The 17,574-nt window shown below is 68.7% G+C and carries 15 protein-coding genes and 1 riboswitch; of the genes, 9 read left to right on the top strand and 6 right to left on the bottom strand.

Annotated features, from left to right (window positions below; translation table 11 throughout):
- Position 1: 1 nt before the first annotated feature.
- Entirely contained in the window at positions 2-1,030 is a 1,029-nt protein-coding gene (locus tag ACZ54P_RS26225) for an AraC family transcriptional regulator (protein WP_465464209.1), read from the top strand.
- On the opposite strand, the gene ACZ54P_RS26220 is transcribed toward ACZ54P_RS26225, so the two are convergent.
- Positions 957-1,622 (bottom strand): TetR/AcrR family transcriptional regulator, encoded by a 666-nt coding sequence (locus tag ACZ54P_RS26220; RefSeq protein WP_465464208.1) that lies wholly within the window; start codon positions 1,620-1,622, stop codon positions 957-959. The two genes, ACZ54P_RS26225 and ACZ54P_RS26220, sit on opposite strands and share 74 nt — an antisense overlap.
- A 124-nt stretch (positions 1,623-1,746) precedes the next feature.
- Here ACZ54P_RS26220 and ACZ54P_RS26215 point away from each other — a divergent pair, with 124 nt between their 5' ends.
- Positions 1,747-2,016 carry a hypothetical protein gene (locus tag ACZ54P_RS26215; protein WP_465464207.1) on the top strand — a complete coding sequence of 90 codons (270 nt, stop codon included), beginning with the start codon at positions 1,747-1,749 and terminating at the stop codon, positions 2,014-2,016.
- 87 nt (positions 2,017-2,103) lie between these two features.
- Here the strand turns inward: ACZ54P_RS26215 and ACZ54P_RS26210 are convergent, their stop codons facing one another.
- Genes ACZ54P_RS26210 through paaI form a run of 3 tightly spaced genes read right to left on the bottom strand, consistent with a single transcriptional unit; the run spans position 2,104 to position 4,366 of the window.
- Positions 2,104-2,697 carry a TetR/AcrR family transcriptional regulator gene (locus ACZ54P_RS26210; RefSeq protein ID WP_044856178.1) on the bottom strand — a complete coding sequence of 198 codons (594 nt, stop codon included), beginning with the start codon at positions 2,695-2,697 and terminating at the stop codon, positions 2,104-2,106.
- Positions 2,694-3,977: a phenylacetate--CoA ligase PaaK gene (gene paaK, locus ACZ54P_RS26205; protein WP_465464206.1), complete on the bottom strand. Its 1,284-nt coding sequence runs from the start codon at positions 3,975-3,977 to the stop codon at positions 2,694-2,696. The genes ACZ54P_RS26210 and paaK overlap by 4 nt, the downstream gene beginning before the upstream one ends.
- Entirely contained in the window at positions 3,974-4,366 is a 393-nt protein-coding gene (gene paaI, locus ACZ54P_RS26200; protein WP_465464266.1) for a hydroxyphenylacetyl-CoA thioesterase PaaI, read from the bottom strand. The genes paaK and paaI overlap by 4 nt, the downstream gene beginning before the upstream one ends.
- Before the next feature lie 206 nt (positions 4,367-4,572).
- Here paaI and paaZ point away from each other — a divergent pair, with 206 nt between their 5' ends.
- The 6 genes from paaZ to paaE are packed head-to-tail and all read left to right on the top strand — an operon-like array spanning position 4,573 to position 10,238.
- Positions 4,573-6,603, top strand: a complete 2,031-nt coding sequence (gene paaZ, locus ACZ54P_RS26195) for a phenylacetic acid degradation bifunctional protein PaaZ (RefSeq protein WP_465464205.1) — start codon at positions 4,573-4,575, stop codon at positions 6,601-6,603.
- Positions 6,600-7,538, top strand: a complete 939-nt coding sequence (gene paaA, locus ACZ54P_RS26190; protein WP_465464204.1) for a 1,2-phenylacetyl-CoA epoxidase subunit PaaA — start codon at positions 6,600-6,602, stop codon at positions 7,536-7,538. Before paaZ ends, paaA begins: the two co-directional genes overlap by 4 nt.
- Positions 7,538-7,822, top strand: a complete 285-nt coding sequence (paaB, locus tag ACZ54P_RS26185; protein ID WP_005168080.1) for a 1,2-phenylacetyl-CoA epoxidase subunit PaaB — start codon at positions 7,538-7,540, stop codon at positions 7,820-7,822. The genes paaA and paaB overlap by 1 nt, the downstream gene beginning before the upstream one ends.
- A 1-nt stretch (position 7,823) precedes the next feature.
- Positions 7,824-8,681: a 1,2-phenylacetyl-CoA epoxidase subunit PaaC gene (gene paaC, locus ACZ54P_RS26180; RefSeq protein ID WP_465464203.1), complete on the top strand. Its 858-nt coding sequence runs from the start codon at positions 7,824-7,826 to the stop codon at positions 8,679-8,681.
- Positions 8,675-9,163 carry a 1,2-phenylacetyl-CoA epoxidase subunit PaaD gene (gene paaD, locus ACZ54P_RS26175; protein WP_465464202.1) on the top strand — a complete coding sequence of 163 codons (489 nt, stop codon included), beginning with the start codon at positions 8,675-8,677 and terminating at the stop codon, positions 9,161-9,163. The genes paaC and paaD overlap by 7 nt, the downstream gene beginning before the upstream one ends.
- A gap of 1 nt (position 9,164) precedes the next feature.
- Positions 9,165-10,238, top strand: coding sequence for a 1,2-phenylacetyl-CoA epoxidase subunit PaaE (paaE, locus tag ACZ54P_RS26170; RefSeq protein ID WP_465464201.1), 1,074 nt, complete (start codon positions 9,165-9,167; stop codon positions 10,236-10,238).
- A gap of 603 nt (positions 10,239-10,841) precedes the next feature.
- Here the strand turns inward: paaE and ACZ54P_RS26165 are convergent.
- Positions 10,842-12,413, bottom strand: coding sequence for an ABC-F family ATP-binding cassette domain-containing protein (locus tag ACZ54P_RS26165; RefSeq protein ID WP_465464200.1), 1,572 nt, complete (start codon positions 12,411-12,413; stop codon positions 10,842-10,844).
- Positions 12,414-12,540: 127 nt separating this feature from the next.
- Between ACZ54P_RS26165 and ACZ54P_RS26160 the strand changes: the two genes are divergently transcribed.
- Positions 12,541-13,629 carry a dihydrofolate reductase family protein gene (locus tag ACZ54P_RS26160; protein WP_465464199.1) on the top strand — a complete coding sequence of 363 codons (1,089 nt, stop codon included), beginning with the start codon at positions 12,541-12,543 and terminating at the stop codon, positions 13,627-13,629.
- Positions 13,630-13,845: 216 nt separating this feature from the next.
- On the opposite strand, the gene cobN is transcribed toward ACZ54P_RS26160, so the two are convergent.
- Positions 13,846-17,427, bottom strand: coding sequence for a cobaltochelatase subunit CobN (cobN, locus tag ACZ54P_RS26155; protein WP_465464198.1), 3,582 nt, complete (start codon positions 17,425-17,427; stop codon positions 13,846-13,848).
- Positions 17,428-17,480: 53 nt separating this feature from the next.
- Positions 17,481-17,552, bottom strand: a riboswitch (cobalamin riboswitch).
- Positions 17,553-17,574 lie beyond the last annotated feature (22 nt).

Here is a 17,574-nt window from a genome sequence, read left to right as displayed (position 1 = left end):
CATGGAACTACCGCCGCCGGTGATCCGCGATTGGGACTACCCCCGTGGCACGGCGAGCATCGTGCTCATGGCCCGCTTCGCCGCCGACCACGGCGTCACCGGACTGACCCACTACGAGAACGCCCCCGTGGACGGCCAGGTCGACGCGCGCCAGGAACTCGCCGTGGTCCGCGAGCTGATCCGCGGGCTCGGTGCCGGGGACGACGTCGCGCTGCGGCTGAGCAGGCGCTACCGCGTCAGCGCGTTCGGCATCTTCGGCTTCGCGTGCATCAGCAGCCCGACGCTCGGTGACGCGATGCGCTTCGCCCTGCGCTACCTGGACCTGAGCTTCACCTTCTGCATCCCGCACGTGACCGTCGAGGCCGGGCGGCTCGCCTTGACCATGGACGACAGCCGGGTGCCCGGCGACGTCGCCCGTTTCCTGATGCTGCGCGACCTCGGCGCCATCCACACCGTCATGCGCGACATCCTCCCGGACATTTCGCTGCGTTCCCTCGCGTTCCGGCACGAGCAACCCTCCACTGTGGACGAATATGCGCGGACGTTCGGGTTGGCACCCTCGTTCTCCGCCCGGTCACAGGTCGCAACCCTGGACCCGCTCCTGCTCGACAAACCGCTGCCGCAGGCCAACGACCAGACGGTCGCGGTCTGCGCCGCGCAATGCGATCTGCTGGTGTCCCGGAAACGCGAGCGATCCGGAATCGCGCAGCAGGTCCGGGAACGGCTGGTGCGGCTCGGCGGGGTCGACGCCGGGATGGACGAGGTCGCGCGACGGCTCGCGCTCAGCCCCCGCACACTGCGGCGCCGCTTGTTCGAGGCCGGGACGGGCTATCGCGCGCTGCTGGACGAGGTTCGCCAAGCCCTGGCGGAGGAGATGCTCGACACCGGCGTGCTCAGTGTCGAGGACGTGGCGCTGCGGCTGGGCTACGCCGAGGCGTCGAGCTTCATCTACGCCTTCAAACGCTGGAAGGGGATGACGCCGGCGGCTTATGCCCGGCGGAACGCGTTGCGAGCACGGCCGGGTAAGTGACCCGCAGCAGATGCAGGATCGAGTCGGTGAGGAAGACCCGCAGTTCCTCGCGGTCGAGCGTGCCGCGGATCAGCCACTCGCGTGAAGCGGCGCGCAGCATCCCGCCGTACGAGCGGATCATCGCGCGGAGTTCTTCGCGCCCTTCGGTGATGTCGCTCATCAGCGCGGCCGCGAGCACGCGGTCGGCGGCGATCTCGTCACCCTCCAGCATGATCCGTTCGATGTCCGGGTCGCGGCCGACGGCTTCCTGGCCGATCGCGGTCAGCCACGCCTGTTCGTTGCGTTCGACGACCTCGATCCAGTGCCGGACACTGATCTCGAGCCGTTCTTCGGCGGTCGTGTCGGGCAGGTTCTCGATCACCGGCGCGGGCACGATCATCATCTGCCGCACGACTTCCAGGTACAGCTCGCGTTTGCCGCCGAAGTAGTGATTGATCAGCGGCCTGGCCACCCCGGCGGCCTTCGCGATGTCCGACGTCGACACCGAGGCGTACGTGCCCGCGCCGAACAGCCGCCGTGCCGCGGCCAGGATTTCCGCACGCCGGGCGGCCGGTTCGAGTCGGCGCCGCCGGATCTCCGGATCGGTGCTCATGGCCCGAGCGTAACCGTTTCACGTGAGCGGGTGCCGTTATCGAACCGGAACAACCGGCCGGTAACCCTCCGGGCCCCGGGTGCGACGTTGGGGGCGAGGGAGCGGGCGTCATAGGTAGGGACGAATGGCCAGTGCCGAACGCGAACCGGTGTGCCGCCCCGGACGGTGGGTCAGTGTGCGGCTGCAGCATCGTGACGTCCGGATCCAAGGTGACAGCGGAGACGAAACCGTCTCCTACGCCGGGATCGTGATCACCAGTTTCGAGAACGGCACCGAGGTCGGCGAACGGTGGATCCCGCTCGGGGTCGATCCGTCGGAGGCCGACGACGAACAGCTCATCCAGCAGTTGCGGGACGCGCTGATTTGGCAGGCGCGACTGCCCCCGAAGGCGTAACTCGCGTGCTCGGAGGCGTAACTCACGTGTCTGAAGCCGGTCCGGCTCCAGACACGCGAGTTACGCCTTCAAGCACGCGAGTTACGGCTATTGGGTCCGGAGGCCGTCGAACGCGATCTTGCACACCGCGTCCGCCAGTTCCGTCCCCGCCGAACCCCGGCGCGGCCGGTACCACTCGATCAGCGAGTTCACCATGCCGTACAGCAGCCGCGCGGTGACCGCCGGATCGATGTCGGGCCGCACGTCACCCTCGGTCTCGGCCTGTTTCACCAGTTCGGTGACCAGCCGGTCGAATTCACGCCGCCGCGCCAGCGCCGCCCGCTCGATCTTGGTGTTGCCCCGCACCCGCAGCAGCAGCGTCACGAACGGCAGTTGCTCGACCAGGACGAGGACACTGCCCCGCACCAGATGCTCCAGCTTCTCGATCGCCCTGCCCTCGAAGGATTCCGTCTCGGCGGCGACGGCGAACAGGCCGTTCAGCGCGCGGTCGACGGCGAGCCGCAGCAGTTCCTCCTTGCTCGGCACGTGGTGGTAGATCGCGGATTTCGTGATGCCGAGCTTGCGGGAGAGGTCCTCCATGCTGGTGCCGTCGTAGCCGCGTTCGTTGAACAGCTTGACCGCGACCTGCAGCAGCGATTCGAGGTCGTAGCCGGGGCGCCCCCGGCGGGCGGGCGTGCTCAACCGCGGTCCCGCTCGTCGAGTACCCGGCGCATCTTGCCCAGCGAACGCTCCAGGGTGTCCGGGTCGACCACCTCGACGCCGACGCTCACGCCGACCCCGTCCTTGACCCCGGTGATCAGCCGAGCGGCGGCCTCCGCGCGTTGCTCGGCCGTCGCGTCCGGACGGGCTTCGACGCGGACCGTCAGCTGGTCCATCCGGCCCTTGGTCGACCGCACCAGCTGGAAATGCGGGGCGAGCGCGGGGGTCACCAGCACGACTTCCTCGATCTGCGTGGGGAAGACGTTGACGCCACGCAGGATGATCATGTCATCGGTGCGGCCGGTCACCTTCTCCATCCGCCGGAACGCCGGCCGCGCGGTGCCCGGGAGCAGCCGGGTGAGGTCGCGCGTGCGGTAGCGGATGATCGGCAGAGCCTGTTTGGTGAGCGAGGTGAACAGCAGTTCCCCGGTGTCGTCGATCGGTTTCTCGGTGAACGGGTCGATCACCTCGGGGAAGAAGTGGTCCTCCCAGATGTGCAGCCCGTCCTTGGTCTCGACGCATTCCTGCGCGACGCCCGGGCCCATCACCTCGGACAGGCCATAGATGTCGACGGCGTCGATGCCGACGCGTTCTTCGATCTCGGCGCGCATCTGCTCGGTCCACGGTTCCGCGCCGAAGATGCCGACCTTGAGTGAACTGCTCCGCGGGTCGATGCCCTGGCGCTCGAACTCGTCGAGCAGGGTGAGCAGGTACGACGGCGTGACCATGATGATCTCGGGTTTGAAGTCGGTGATGATCTGCACCTGGCGCGCTGTCATGCCGCCGGACGCGGGAATGACGGTGCAGCCCAGTTTCTCGGCGCCGTAGTGCGCGCCGAGGCCGCCGGTGAACAGGCCGTATCCGTAGGCCACGTGGACCTTGTCGCCCGGTCGCCCGCCGGCCGCGCGGATCGACCGTGCCATCACCGTCGCCCAAGTGTCGATGTCGTCGGCGGTGTAGCCGACGACGGTCGGCTTACCGGTGGTGCCGCTGGACGCGTGGATCCGGCTGACCTGCGATTCCGGCACCGCGAACATGCCGAAAGGGTAGTTGTCGCGCAGGTCCTGCTTGGTGGTGAAGGGGAACTTCGCCAGGTCTTCCAGCGCCTTGCAGTCGTCCGGATGGACGCCGGCCTCGTCGAACTTCCTGGTGTAGAAGGGCACGTTGTCGTAGGCGTGCCGCAGTGTCCACCGGAGGCGGTTCAGTTGCCGCGCCTGGAGTTCGTCGATGGTCAGGTTCTCGGCGTCGTCACTGAAGGTCATCGCCCTGTGGCTTTCTCGATGGTGCGGCTCCGGCCGCGGAATTCGGCGACGACCTCCGGCCCGCCGGGGGTCTCCCGGTGGACGGTGACGTCGTAGATGCCGTTGCGCCCGTAGCGGGTCCGTTCGGTGGCGGTGGCGATGAGGTGGTCGCCGAGCTTTCCAGCGGCGACGAAGGAGATCTCCGCGCCCGAGGCGACGGTGACCGGGCCGTGGCTGTTGCAGGCGCAGGCGAACGTCGTGTCGGCGAGCAGGAAGACGTAACCGCCATGGGCGATGCCGTGCCCGTTGACCATCGTCTCGGTGATCAGCATGGTGGCGACGGCGTGCCCTTCGGCGGCCTCGACCAGCTCGATGCCCAGCGCGCTCGACGCCAGGTCGTCGGCGAACATCGTGTGCGCGGCGTTGCTGCTCAAGCCAGACCACCTAGTTACTGACCGAATGGACGGTTGTTAAAGGGTGCCGCCAGTAAAGGCGCGCTTCCGCGTGGATGTCAAGGATCCGCCGCCGTCCGGGGGTTTGCAAGACCCCGGACGCGAGCTACAGTGAATTACTGAACGGACGGTCTGTAATTCACCATATTCGAAGGGTCGGCCCCATGGCATTGCTGCGCAGCTACGTCTCCGGCGGGTGGCACACGGCGGACAACGACGGCGTACCGCTGCACGACGCCTCGACGGGCGAGGAGGTCGCCCGGGTCTCGTCCGACGGCGTCGACTTCGCCGCCGCGCTGGAGTACGGCCGCCGCACCGGCGGTCCCGCCCTGCGTGAGCTGACCTTCCACCAGCGCGCCGCGTTGCTGAAGGCGCTGGCCTCGCACCTGCGCGAACACCGCGACGAGCTGTACGCGCTGTCGGCGCGCACGGGTGCGACCAAGACCGACTCGATGGTCGACATCGACGGCGGCATCGGCGTGCTGTTCGCCTACGCCGGCAAGGGCAAGCGCGAACTGCCGAACGACACCGTCTACGTCGACGGCAACGTGGAGCCGCTGAGCAAGGGCGGTACCTTCGTCGCCCAGCACATCGCCGTCCCGCTGCGCGGCGTCGCCGTCCAGATCAACGCCTTCAACTTCCCGGTCTGGGGCCCGCTGGAGAAGTTCGCGCCCGCGTTCCTGGCCGGGGTGCCCAGCCTCGTCAAGCCGGCCAGCCAGACCGCGTACCTGACCGCGCGGCTGGTCGAGATCATCATCGAGTCCGGCATCCTGCCCGAGGGCACGCTGCAGTTCGTCGCGGGCAGCGTCGGTGACCTGCTCGACCACGTCACCGCGCAGGACCTCGTCTCCTTCACCGGCTCCGCCTCGACGGCGCAGAAGCTGCGGGCCCATCCGGCGATCGTGCGCAATTCCGTCCGGTTCAACGCCGAGGCCGACTCGCTGAACTGCTCGATCCTCGGCCCCGACGCCCGACCCGGCACCACCGAGTTCGACCTCTTCGTCAAGCAGCTGACCACCGAGATGACGGTCAAGGCCGGCCAGAAGTGCACCGCCATCCGCCGTGCCTTCGTCCCCGCCGATTTGCTGGACGACGTCGCCGAGGCCGCGAGCGCGCGGCTGGCGAAGGTCACCATCGGCAACCCCACCGCCGAGGGCGTCCGGATGGGCGCGCTGGCCAGCCTGGAGCAGCGTGAGGAGGTCCGGCGGTCGCTCAAGGCGCTGCTGGACGTCGGCACGGTCGTCTTCGGTGACCCGGAGCGGGTCGAGGTCGTCGGCGCGGACGCCGAACGCGGCGCCTTCATCTCGCCGGTCTTGCTGAAGGCCGACCCGGAGCGTTCCGAGCCGCACGAGGTCGAGGCGTTCGGCCCGGTCTCGACGTTGCTGCCCTACACCTCCACCCTGCAGGTCGTCGAGCTCGCCGCACGCGGCGGCGGCAGTCTCGTGGGTTCCGTCGTTTCCGCGGACCAGGAGTTCGTGCGCGAGGTCGTGCTCGGGGTCGCGCCGTTCCACGGCCGTCTGCTGGTGCTCGACGCCGACGACGCCAAGGAGTCCACCGGCCACGGTTCCCCGATGCCGCAGCTGGTCCACGGCGGCCCCGGCCGCGCCGGTGGCGGCGAGGAGATGGGCGGGATCCGCGGCGTGCTGCACCACATGCAGCGCACGGCCGTCCAGGGCAGCCCGAAGGTGCTCAGCACGGTCACCGGCCGCTGGGTCGCGGGCGCCCCGCGCACCGAGAGCGACGTCCATCCGTTCCGGAAGTCACTGGCAGAACTCAAGATCGGCGATTCCGTGGTCGCCGGGCCGCGTCAGGTCACGCAAGCCGACGTCGACCACTTCGCCGAGTTCACTGGTGACACCTTCTACGCGCACACTGATCCCGAGGCGGCCGCGGCGAATCCGCTGTTCGGCGGCATCGTGGCGCACGGGTACCTCGTGGTCTCGTTCGCCGCGGGCCTGTTCGTCTCGCCGGAACCCGGCCCGGTGCTGGCCAACTACGGCCTGGAGAACCTGCGGTTCCTCACCCCGGTCAAGGTCGGCGACTCGCTGACCGTGACCCTGACCGCCAAGCAGATCACCCCGCGCATCGACCAGGAGTACGGCGAGGTCCGCTGGGACGCCGACGTGACCAATCAGGACGGTGACTCGGTCGCCAAGTACGACGTGCTGACCCTGGTGGCGAAGGAGCAGGCATGACAGCGACGGTGTCTGAAGAAGACCTCGAACAGCACTTCGAGGCGACCATCGCGCGTGATCAGCGCATCGAGCCGCGCGACTGGGTGCCCGAGGGCTACCGCAAGACGATGATCCGGCAGATCGCGCAGCACGCGCATTCGGAGATCATCGGCATGCAGCCCGAAGGCAACTGGATCACCCGGGCACCTTCCTTGCGGCGCAAAGCGATCTTGCTCGCGAAGGTGCAGGACGAGGCCGGGCACGGGCTGTACCTGTACTCGGCGGCGGCCACGCTCGGCGCCGACCGGGCGGACCTGACCGACAAGCTCATCAACGGCAGGCAGAAGTACTCGTCGATCTTCAACTACCCGGCGCTCACCTTCGCCGACGTCGGCGTGATCGGCTGGCTGGTCGACGGCGCGGCCATCTGCAACCAGGTTCCCTTGTGCCGCAGCTCGTACGGGCCGTACGCGCGCGCCATGATCCGCATCTGCAAGGAGGAGTCCTTCCACCAGCGGCAGGGCTTCGAACTGCTGATGACGATGATGCGCGGCACGGACGAGCAGCGGGAAATGGTGCAGGAGGCGGTGAACCGCTGGTGGTGGCCGTCGCTGATGATGTTCGGCCCGCCGGACGCGGAATCGCCGAACACCGCGCAGTCGATGGCGTGGAAGGTCAAGCGGCACACCAACGACGAGCTGCGCCAGCGCTTTGTCGACATGTCCGTTCCGCAGGCGGAAGCGCTGGGCGTCACCTTCCCGGACCCGGACCTGAAGTGGAACCCCGAGCGCGGGCACTACGACTTCGGCGCGGTGGACTGGGAAGAGTTCAAGAACGTGTTGAAGGGCAACGGCCCCTGCAACGCCCAGCGCGTCGCGCACCGGCGCCGGGCCCAAGAGGACGGCGCATGGGTGCGGGAAGCCGCCACCGCGCACGCAGCGAAGAAGGGTTCGTGATGAAGCACGACTGGCCGTTGTACGAGGTGTTCGTCCGGGGCAAGCGCGGCCTGAACCATGTGCACGTGGGTTCGCTGCACGCCGCCGACGACGACATGGCGTTGCATCACGCGCGGGATCTCTACACCCGCCGCAACGAAGGTGTGTCGATCTGGGTGGTGCGCGCGTCGGACATCACGGCGTCCTCGCCGGACGAGAAGGACCCGTTCTTCGCGCCCAGCGGCGACAAGGTGTACCGGCACCCGACGTTCTACGACATCCCCGACAACGTTCCGCACATCTGACATGAGCTTCGACAACGCCTACGAGGCGATCACCGAGGAAAACGACTCCCGCTGGGCCTTCGGCACCGGGTTCGAAGATCCACTGTCCGGTGTGGACACCACGGTTCCGTCCGGTGTGGACGGTGCCCGGCTGGCCGCGTACTGCCTGATGCTCGGCGACGACGCGCTGATCTTCTCGCACCGCCTGCAGGAGTGGTGCACGAACGCGCCCGAACTCGAGGACGAGGTCGCGATCGCCAACATCGCGCTCGACCTGCTCGGACAGGCACGGCTGCTGCTGGCGCGCGCGGGCAAGGCCGACGGGAGCGGGCGCACCGAGGACTCCTACGCCTTCTTCCGGAGTGAGCAGGAGTATCGCAACGTCCGGCTCGCCGAACTCGACGGCGGGCACTTCGGGCATCTGATCGCGCGGCTGCTGGTGTTCTCCATCTGGCGGCTGGCTTTGTTGCAGCGGCTTCAGTCCTCTGAGGACCCGGTGCTCGCGGCCATCGCGGACAAGGGCGTCAAGGAAGTCGCCTACCACCGCGACTACGCCGCCCAATGGGCCGTGCGCCTCGGCGACGGGACCGAACTGTCGCACGAGCGGATGCAGGAGGGACTGGACGCGGTCTGGCCCTACGTCGACGAGCTTTTCGTGGCACACCAGGACGAATTCGTCGATTCGCCGTCGCTGCGGCCGGAGTTCGACGCGATCCTCGACCAGGTGCTGGCCGTCGCGAAGCTGACGCGCCCCGAGATCGGGGCCATCGCCGGGGTTTCCGGCCGGATGGGCCGCGACGGCGTGCACACCGAGCGGATGGGTTACCTGCTGGCGGAGCTGCAGAGTGTCGCCAGGGAACATCCGGACGCGACATGGTGACCGCGTACGCCGTGGCGGCCACGGTCACCGACCCGGAACTGCCGATGCTCACCCTCGCCGACCTCGGTGTGCTACGCGAGGTGTCCGAATCCGACGGTCGGGTGGTCGTCGCGATCACCCCGACCTACACCGGCTGCCCGGCGATGGACACCATGCGCGACGACCTCGTGCACGCGCTGACCGGGGCGGGCTACGGCGAGGTCGAGGTTCGCACCGTGCTCCAGCCCGCCTGGTCCACCGACTGGATCACCGAGGACGGGAAGCGGAAGCTGGCCGAAGTGGGGATCGCACCGCCGGGGGCCGCGCCGCGGCGGACCGGTCCGATCCCGCTCACGTTGAGCCCGCCGGCGTCGTCGGTCCGCTGCCCGCTTTGTGGTTCCGCGGACACCGAGGAGCAGTCCCGGTTCAGCGCGACGGCGTGCAAGGCGCTGCGCCGCTGCCGTTCCTGCCTCGAACCGTTCGAACACGTCAAGGAGATCTAGCGTGACCGCGTCCACTCTGCGCCGCACGGGGTTCCACTCCCTCAAGGTCTCCGACGTCCAGCGGCTCTGCGACGACGCCGTCGCGGTGACCTTCGACGTACCCGAAGACCTCGCCGACACCTTCCGGTTCAAGGCTGGTCAGTCGCTGACCCTGCGCCGCGAAATCGACGGCCGGGACGAACGCCGCTCGTACTCGATCTGCGCACCCGCCGGTGCGGCACCGCGCGTCGGCGTCCGGGAGGTGCCGGGCGGGTTGTTCTCGTCGTGGCTGGTGCGCGACGTGCGCCCCGGCGACGAGATCGAGGTCGCCGCGCCGACCGGCAACTTCACCCCCGACCTGGAAACCGCCGGGCACCACGTGCTGATCGCGGCGGGTTCGGGCATCACGCCGGTGCTGTCGATCGCGTCCTCGTTGCTCGGCGATTCCGACGCCACGGTGACCGTGCTCTACGGCAACCGGCGTACGGACACCGTCATGTTCGCCGACGACCTCGCGGATCTGAAGGACCGTTACCCCGCGCGGCTCGAACTCGTCCACGTGCTCTCGCGAGAGCCGCGCGAGGCCGAACTGTTCACCGGCCGTCTGGACGCGGAGAAGCTGCGGCGCCTGTGCACCGTGCTGATCCCGGCCGACGACGTCGCGCACTGGTGGCTGTGCGGCCCGTTCGACATGGTGACCGGCGCGCAGGAACTGCTGCGCTCCCTTGGCGTGCCGGACGAGCGTGTCCACCAGGAACTGTTCTATGTGGACACCCCGCCGGAGCCGGTGCGGCACATCGACCCGGCCGTCGTGGGGTCCTCCAGCGAGGTCACGCTGGTCCTCGATGGCCGGTCGACGACGATGACGCTGCCGCGCAACTCCTCCCTGCTCGACGGCGCGCAGAAGTACCGCCCGGATCTGCCGTTCGCCTGCAAGGGCGGCGTGTGCGGCACCTGCCGGGCGAAGATCTGCGACGGAAAGGTGGACATGCGGCGCAACTTCGCGCTCGAGAAGGCCGAAGTCGACGCCGGTTTCGTGCTCACCTGCCAGTCGGTGCCGATCTCCGAGTCCGTCACCGTCGACTTCGACGCCTGATCACCGCGCATTTCGTCCTCTAAACGCGGTAGTTGCGCGTGCAAGTACCGCATCCAGAGGACGAAATGCGCTTCCGGAGCTGGCCGACTCCCGCCTGAACGGTCCGTGAGTGGCGATTGGGGTTGTTGGTGGGTTAGCCAAGTATGGCGTGCCCTGGCGCGGGTCCGGACTGGCTACCGGAAGTCGGGACGAGGGTAGAGTGTCCACAAAGGACACTTTTGGCAGGTGGGTGTCCGATTTGGGCAGTATGCGTGACTTCCCGAGAGGGTCGTGAGTGCCAAGTGGTGTTCTAACCCTAATCGGCACTCACGACCCGACCCGAAACCGCACATGTAGGCCTAAATCAGACATGGAGTTGTCCGACAGTGTCCCTTGTGGACAATCAAGGGCGCGCCGAGTCTCAGCGGGGAGTACTGGACTGCGGCCAAGTAGCGAAGGTCCCCTTTGCTACCTTCAGGGTAAGCAAGGGGACCTTCAGGGCAACGAGCCGATCACGCCATATTTGCCTTACCCCTCAAGAGAACCCGAATCGCCACTCACGACCACCGCGCATTTCGTCCTCTAAACGCGGTAGTTGCGCGTGCAAGTACCGCATCCAGAGGACTAAACGCGGAGGTCCAGCCACCTCGTGATGCCGATATCGGCGAGGAACGGCCGGTCGTGGCTCGCCACGATCAGCGCGCCCCGGTAGGCGCGTAACGCCTCGGTGAGCCGTCGCACGCTCGCCAGGTCGAGGTTGTTCGTCGGCTCGTCGAGCACCAGCAGTTTCGGTGCCGGATCGGTGAGCAGCAACGCCGCCAGCGCGGCCCGGAAGCGTTCCCCGCCGGACAACGACGCCACCGTTCGTTCGGCCGCCGTGCCCCGGAACAGGAACCGCGCCAGCCTGGCGCGGATCTGGTTGTCCGTCAGCGACGGCGCGAACCGGCGCACATTGTCCACAATGGACATGTCGTCGTCGAGGATGTCGATCCGCTGGGGGAGCAGCCGGGCGGGCACGAACAAGCTCACCTCGCCCGACTTCGGCGGGAGTTCGCCGATGATCGTGCGGAGCAGGGTGGTCTTGCCCGACCCGTTCGGCCCGACGAGCGCGATCCGCTCCGGCCCCATGACGTGCAGGTTCGCCGCCGGGCCGAAGCGGGGAACGGCGTCGACGCGGAGCACGTCCTGTCCCGACGACACCAGGGTTTCCGGCAGTTCGACGCGGATCTCGGCGTCCTCGCGCACCAGCTCTTCGGCGGCCTTCAACGTCTCGACGGCGTCCTCCAGCCTGTCCGCGTGCAGGTTCCGGTACTTGCCCGCGGCGATCTGCGCGTCCTCCTGACGTTTGCGCATCCGCACCTTGGGTTCGCGTTTCCGGTCCCACATCTGCTGGCCGTAGCGGGCCCGCCTGGCGAGTTTGATCCCGGCCTCGACCAGCTCCCGTTTCTGTCGCTTGACGTCCGACTCCGCCGCCCGGACGTGGCGCCGCGCGGCCTCCTGCGCCACCTCGACGGCGTGCTCGTAGTCCGCGAGATTCCCGCCATAGGTGGTGACTTCGCCGTCGCGGACCTCGGCGATCCGGTCGACCGACTGAAGCAGTTCGCGGTCGTGCGAGACCACCACGAGGATCCCGCTCCAGTCCTCGACCTCGCGGTGCACCAGTTCGCGGGCCCGCAGGTCGAGGTTGTTGGTCGGTTCGTCGAGCAGCAGGACGGCCGGACGGCGCAAGAGCAGCGCGGCCAGCCCGAGCAGCGTCACCTGGCCGCCGGACAGTTCGCCCGCCCGCTGGTCCAGGCGGACCACGCCCAGGCCGAGCCGGTCGAGGATGGCGCGGGTGCGCTCCTCGACAGCCCAGTTTTCGCCGATGGTGGTGAGGTACTCCTCGGCGGTGTCGCCGTCCTCGACGGCCTTGATCGCCGCGCGGATCGCCGTCACGCCCAGGACGTCGTCGACCCGCCGCTCGGTATCCAGGACCAGGTTCTGCGGCAGGTAGCCGATTTCCCCCGGCGTGGTGATCGAACCGGATTCGGGCCGCAGCCTGCCGGCGAGCAGGCTGAGCAGCGTGGACTTGCCGGAACCGTTGGTGCCGACCAGTCCGGTGCGGCCGGTGCCGAGGGTGAGCGAGAGCCGCTCGAACACCGGAACACCGTCCGGCCAGGTGAAGGTGACGTCGGAAAGCGTCAAAGAATTAGACATGAGACTCCCTGCGAAGGAGGTGGATGAGGGCGCAGGTTCGTCTCACAAGATCATGGGGCCACGCTAACCGACCGCCGCGAACTAACGCAACTCTTTTCGCGTTAGGTTTCGGGGCATACTGGCGAACGTGATCGAACGCCCTCACGTCCTGCTGTCCGCCGCGGTCTCGCTGGACGGCTACCTCGACGACGCGACCGACACCCGGCTGGTGCTGTCCAACCAGGACGACTGGGCCAGGGTGGACGGTCTGCGCGCGGCATCGGACGCGATCCTGGTCGGGGCCAACACCGTCCGCGCGGACGATCCCCGGCTGCTGGTCCGCTCGCCGGAGCTGGTGCGCGAGCGCGTCGCGGCCGGGCGGCCGGCGCAACCGGTCAAGGTCACGCTGACGCGCAGCGGCTCACTCGATCCGGCGGCCCAGTTCTTCACCGTCGGCGACACGGAGAAGCTGGTGTACGCGCCGCCCGGCGTCGTCACGGGCGTGAAGGCCACCGTGGTCGAGCTGACCGGCCTGCGCGAGATGCTGGCGGACCTCCACGCGCGCGGCGTGCGACGGCTGATGGTCGAAGGCGGCGGCGCGATCCACACCCAGTTCCTCACCGAGGGACTGGTCGACGAGCTGCATCTGGCGATCGCGCCGTTCTTCGTCGGTGATCCGCGCGCGCCGCGGTTCGCCGGTCCCGGTGCCTTCCCCCGCGGGCTGACCCTTGTCGAAAGCACCCGGCTGGGTGACATCGCCGTACTGGAGTACCACGCGACCCCGGAACCGTCCGAAGTGGACATCCTCCGCTTGCGCGAGGCCATCGCGCTGGCGGAGTTCTGCCCGCCGCGGACTTTCCGCGTCGGCGCGGTCATCACCGACGCCGACGGTGAAGTGATCTCCACCGGCTACTCGGGCGACGGCGATCCCGCCAACCACGCGGAGGAAGCCGCGCTCGCGAAACTCGAACCGGGAGACCCGCGACTGGCGAAGGCGACGATGTACACGTCGCTGGAGCCGTGCAGCTCGCGGACGTCACATCCGCGAAGCTGCACCCAGCTCATCCTCGACGCCGGCCTTCCCCGAGTCGTGTTCGCCTGGCGCGAGCCGTCGGTGTTCGTCGACTGCGTCGGCGCCGAGATGCTGGAAGCGGCCGGACGCCGGGTGATCGAGGTACCCGCCCTCGCCGCCGACGTCCGCCGCGCGAACACCCATATCGCGGGTGTCCACCCTTAGTCCGTGTCCTGCGGACCTACTTGCAGGCGCCGCAGCAGCCGCAGCCCAGACCGGTGCACGCCGAGCAGCAACCGTGACGGAGCACGACCTTCAACAGACGCTTGATCATCGCTGTCCTCCCGATCATTGACGTCCCACCGCCCCTGTCACGCTAAGTTCCGCGCATATGACAGTGGTACCGCCGGGCGGGCCATGGGCCCGCTCCACCGGGTGATGTCACGATTCGAGGTCGCCCTCCAACGAGAGATAGACCTCGCGCAGCTGAGCCAGAAGATCGGCGTCCGGCTCCGCCCAGAGCCCCCGGTCGGCGGCCTCGTTCAGCCGCTCGATGATGCCGCGCAGCGCCCACGGATTGGCCTGGCGCAGGAACTCCTGGTTGACCTCGTCGAGTACGTAGGACTCGGTGAGCTTCTCGTACATCCAGTCGCCGACCACACCGGCGGTGGCGTCGAAACCGAACAGGTAGTCGACCGTCGCCGCCAGCTCGAAGGCGCCCTTGTAGCCGTGCTTGCGCATCGCGGTCAGCCAGCGCGGATTGACCACCCGGGCGCGGAAGACCCGGGCGGTCTCCTCGCCGAGCGTGCGGGTGCGGACGGCGTCCGGGGTGGTGCTGTCGCCGACGTAGGACGCGGGCGCGGTCCCGGTCAGCGCGCGGACGGTCGCGATCATCCCGCCGTGGTATTGGAAGTAGTCGTCGGAATCGGCGATGTCATGCTCACGGGTGTCGGTGTTCTTGGCCGCGACCACGATCCGCTTGTACGAGTTCTCCATGTCCTCGCGGGCGGGCCTGCCGTCGAGGTCCCGGCCGTAGGCGAACCCGCCCCAGACCGCGTAGACCTCGGCGAGATCCTTGTCGTCACGCCAGTTCCCGGAGTCCATCAGCGGCAGCAGGCCCGCGCCGTACGCGCCGGGCTTGGAGCCGAAGATCCTCGTGGTGGCCCGGCGTTCGTCACCGTGCGCGGCCAGATCCGCGCGGGTGTGGGCGCGCACGAAGTTCTGCTCGTCCGGCTCGTCGAGGCCCGCCACGAGGCGCACCGCGTCGTCCATCAGGCTGATCACGTGCGGGAAGGCGTCACGGAAGAAGCCGCTGATCCGCACGGTGACGTCGATCCGCGGCCGCCCGAGTTCGGCGAGCGGGATCGCCTCGATGCCGGTGACCCGGCGCGACGCTTCGTCCCAGACCGGCTGAACACCCAGCAGCGCGAGGACTTCCGCGGCGTCGTCACCCGAGGTGCGCATGGCCGACGTGCCCCAGACCGAGAGGCCGACCGAGCGTGGCCAGTCACCGGTGTCCTCGCGGTAGCGCCGGAGAAGCGAGTCGGCGAGCGCCTGCCCGGTCTCCCAGGCGAGCCGGCTCGGGATGGCCTTCGGGTCGACGGTGTAGAAATTGCGGCCGGTCGGCAGCACGTTGATCAGGCCGCGCAGGGGAGACCCGCTGGGGCCTGCCGGGATGTAGCCGCCGTCGAGCGCGTGGAGAACCGCGTCGAGTTCGCCGCTCGTCCCCGCCAGCCGCGGCACGATCTCGGTCGCGGCGAAGGTCAGCACGCGGGCGACCTCCTGATGTTCCGGCACGTCGGCGACGACCTCCGCGACGGCGGCGGGGGACCAATCCCTGGCCTCCATCGCCTCGACGAGCGAGCGTGCCTTCTGCTCGATGGCGTCCACTTCGGACAGTGGGGCGTCGCTGTTCTCCTTCAACCCCAACGCGGAACGCAGACCCGGCACCGCGCCCTGTTTGCCGCCCCACATCTGCTGGGCACGCAGCATCGCGAGCACGAGGTTGATCCGTGCCTCGCCTTCCGGTGCGGCACCGAGGATGTGCAGGCCGTCGCGGATCTGGGCGTCCTTGACCTCGCACAGCCAGCCGTCGATGTGCAGCAGGAAGTCGTCGAACTCCGCGTCGTGCGGCCGCTCTTCGACGCCGAGGTCGTGATCGAGCTTGGCGGCCTGGATCAGCGTCCAGATCTGCGCGCGGATCGCGGGCAGCTTCGCCGGGTCCATCGCGGCGATGTTGGCGTGCTCGTCGAGAAGCTGCTCCAGCCGGGCCATGTCGCCGTAGCTTTCGGCGCGGGCCATCGGCGGGATCAGGTGATCGACGATCGTGGCGTGTGCGCGCCGTTTCGCCTGCGCGCCCTCGCCGGGGTCGTTGATCAGGAACGGGTAGATCAGCGGCAGATTGCCCAGGACGGCATCCGGCGCGCAAGACGCCGAAAGTCCGGCCGTCTTGCCGGGAAGCCATTCGAGCGAACCGTGTTTGCCGAGGTGGACGACGGCATGCGCGCCGAATTCCTGCTCCAGCCAGCGGTAGGCGGCCAGATAATGGTGGCTCGGCGGGAGGTCCGGGTTGTGGTAGATCGCCACCGGGTTCTCACCGAACCCGCGGGGCGGCTGGATCATCAAGATGACGTTGCCGGACTGCAAGGACGCCAGGACGATGTCCCCGTTGTCGACATACAGCTCGCCGGGGGCGGGCCCCCAGTGCTCCTCCATCGCTTCACGGAGTTCCGCCGGCAGTTCGGCGAACCACTCGCGATACCGGTCGGCCGGGACGCGGATCGGGTTGCCGGACAGCTGTTCCTCGGTCAGCCACTCCGGATCCTGGCCGCCCGCGGCGATGAGCGCGTGGATCAGCGCGTCGCCGTCGGGCTGGTCGGTTCCGGTGGGCTCGACGCCGGGGAACGGGGCGTCTCCGAGGTCGTAACCCCTGTCGCGCATGAGGCGCAGCAGCTCGATCGCGGACGCGGGAGTGTCGAGACCGACGGCGTTGCCGACACGGGAATGCTTCGTCGGGTACGCGGACAGCATCAGCGCGATGCGGCGTTCCGGCGGCGGCGTGTGCCGCAGGCGGGCGTGGGCGAGCGCGATCTTGGCGACACGGGAAGCGCGCTCGGCGTCCGGCACATACTTGGGGAGGCCGTCGTCGTCGATCTCCTTGAACGAGAACGGGACGGTGATCAGCCGCCCGTCGAACTCGGGAACGGCCATCTGGTTCCCGGCGTCGAGCGGGGAGAGGCCGTCGTCGTTGGCCGACCAGGTCTCGCGGTCGCTGGTGAGGCAGAGGGCCTGGAGAATCGGGATGTCGAGTGCGGCCATCTCGGAGACGTCCCACGCCTCGTCGTCGCCACCGGCGCCGACCTCGGACGGCCGGGTGCCACCCGCGGCCAGCACGGTGACCAGGAGCGCGTCGGCCTTGGCCAGCTCGGCCATCATCTCCGGCTCACGGGTCCGCAAGGACGCGCAGTGGATCGGGAGCGCGCGGCCCCCGGCGTCTTCGATGGCGTCGGCGAGGGAGTGGACGAACTCGGTGTTGCCGGAGAGGTGATGCGCGCGGTAGTAGAGGATCGCGATGACCGGACCCTCTTTTCGCGAGGTGTGGCGCTCGAGGACACCCCAGAGCGGCTGCACCGCGGGCGGCTCGAACCCGTCGCCGGTGAGCAGCAGCGTGTCGCTCAGGAAACGGTGCAGCTGGGTGAGGTTCTCCGGCCCGCCCTGCGCGAGATACGCGTGTGCCTCCGCCGCGGTACCGGCCGGGACCGTGGACAGCTTCATCAGCTGCGCGTCCGGCGTCTGCTCGCCACCGAGGACGACCACGTGCGCGCCACTCGCGCGGACCGTGTCGAGACCGGCGGACCAGCTGCGCTCGGACCCGAGGATCCGGACGACGACGATCTGGACGCCGTCGAGCAGGGCGGGCAACTCGGCGAGGTCGAGCCGGGCAGGGTTCGCCAGCCGGTAATCGGCCTCGCTGGAACGAGCGCTGAGCAGGTCGGTGTCCGAAGTGGACAGAAGCAGGATCACGGCAGTCCTCACTCGGGGTGTCCGCGCCCCGGGTCGTGCGGTCGCGCCGGCCGGAGTTCCTGGCTTCCCCTGATGGCTCAGGGGTGACAGTGGCGGGACCGCCCCGGACTTTCACCGGGTTCCTCCACCTGCCGACGCGTGGGTCGG

This window comes from Amycolatopsis sp. NPDC034160 (assembly GCF_055575355.1).
This window is presented reverse-complemented; position numbering and strand designations above follow the sequence as displayed.

Coding starts and splice junctions, on each gene's coding strand:
- ACZ54P_RS26225 (WP_465464209.1), top strand. CDS start 2: ATGGAACTACCGCCGCCGGTGATCCGCGATTGGGACTACCCCCGTGGC.
- ACZ54P_RS26220 (WP_465464208.1), bottom strand. CDS start 1,622: ATGAGCACCGATCCGGAGATCCGGCGGCGCCGACTCGAACCGGCCGCC.
- ACZ54P_RS26215 (WP_465464207.1), top strand. CDS start 1,747: ATGGCCAGTGCCGAACGCGAACCGGTGTGCCGCCCCGGACGGTGGGTC.
- paaK (WP_465464206.1), bottom strand. CDS start 3,977: ATGACCTTCAGTGACGACGCCGAGAACCTGACCATCGACGAACTCCAG.
- paaI (WP_465464266.1), bottom strand. CDS start 4,366: ATGTTCGCCGACGACCTGGCGTCGAGCGCGCTGGGCATCGAGCTGGTC.
- paaZ (WP_465464205.1), top strand. CDS start 4,573: ATGGCATTGCTGCGCAGCTACGTCTCCGGCGGGTGGCACACGGCGGAC.
- paaA (WP_465464204.1), top strand. CDS start 6,600: ATGACAGCGACGGTGTCTGAAGAAGACCTCGAACAGCACTTCGAGGCG.
- paaB (WP_005168080.1), top strand. CDS start 7,538: ATGAAGCACGACTGGCCGTTGTACGAGGTGTTCGTCCGGGGCAAGCGC.
- paaC (WP_465464203.1), top strand. CDS start 7,824: ATGAGCTTCGACAACGCCTACGAGGCGATCACCGAGGAAAACGACTCC.
- paaD (WP_465464202.1), top strand. CDS start 8,675: ATGGTGACCGCGTACGCCGTGGCGGCCACGGTCACCGACCCGGAACTG.
- ACZ54P_RS26165 (WP_465464200.1), bottom strand. CDS start 12,413: ATGTCTAATTCTTTGACGCTTTCCGACGTCACCTTCACCTGGCCGGAC.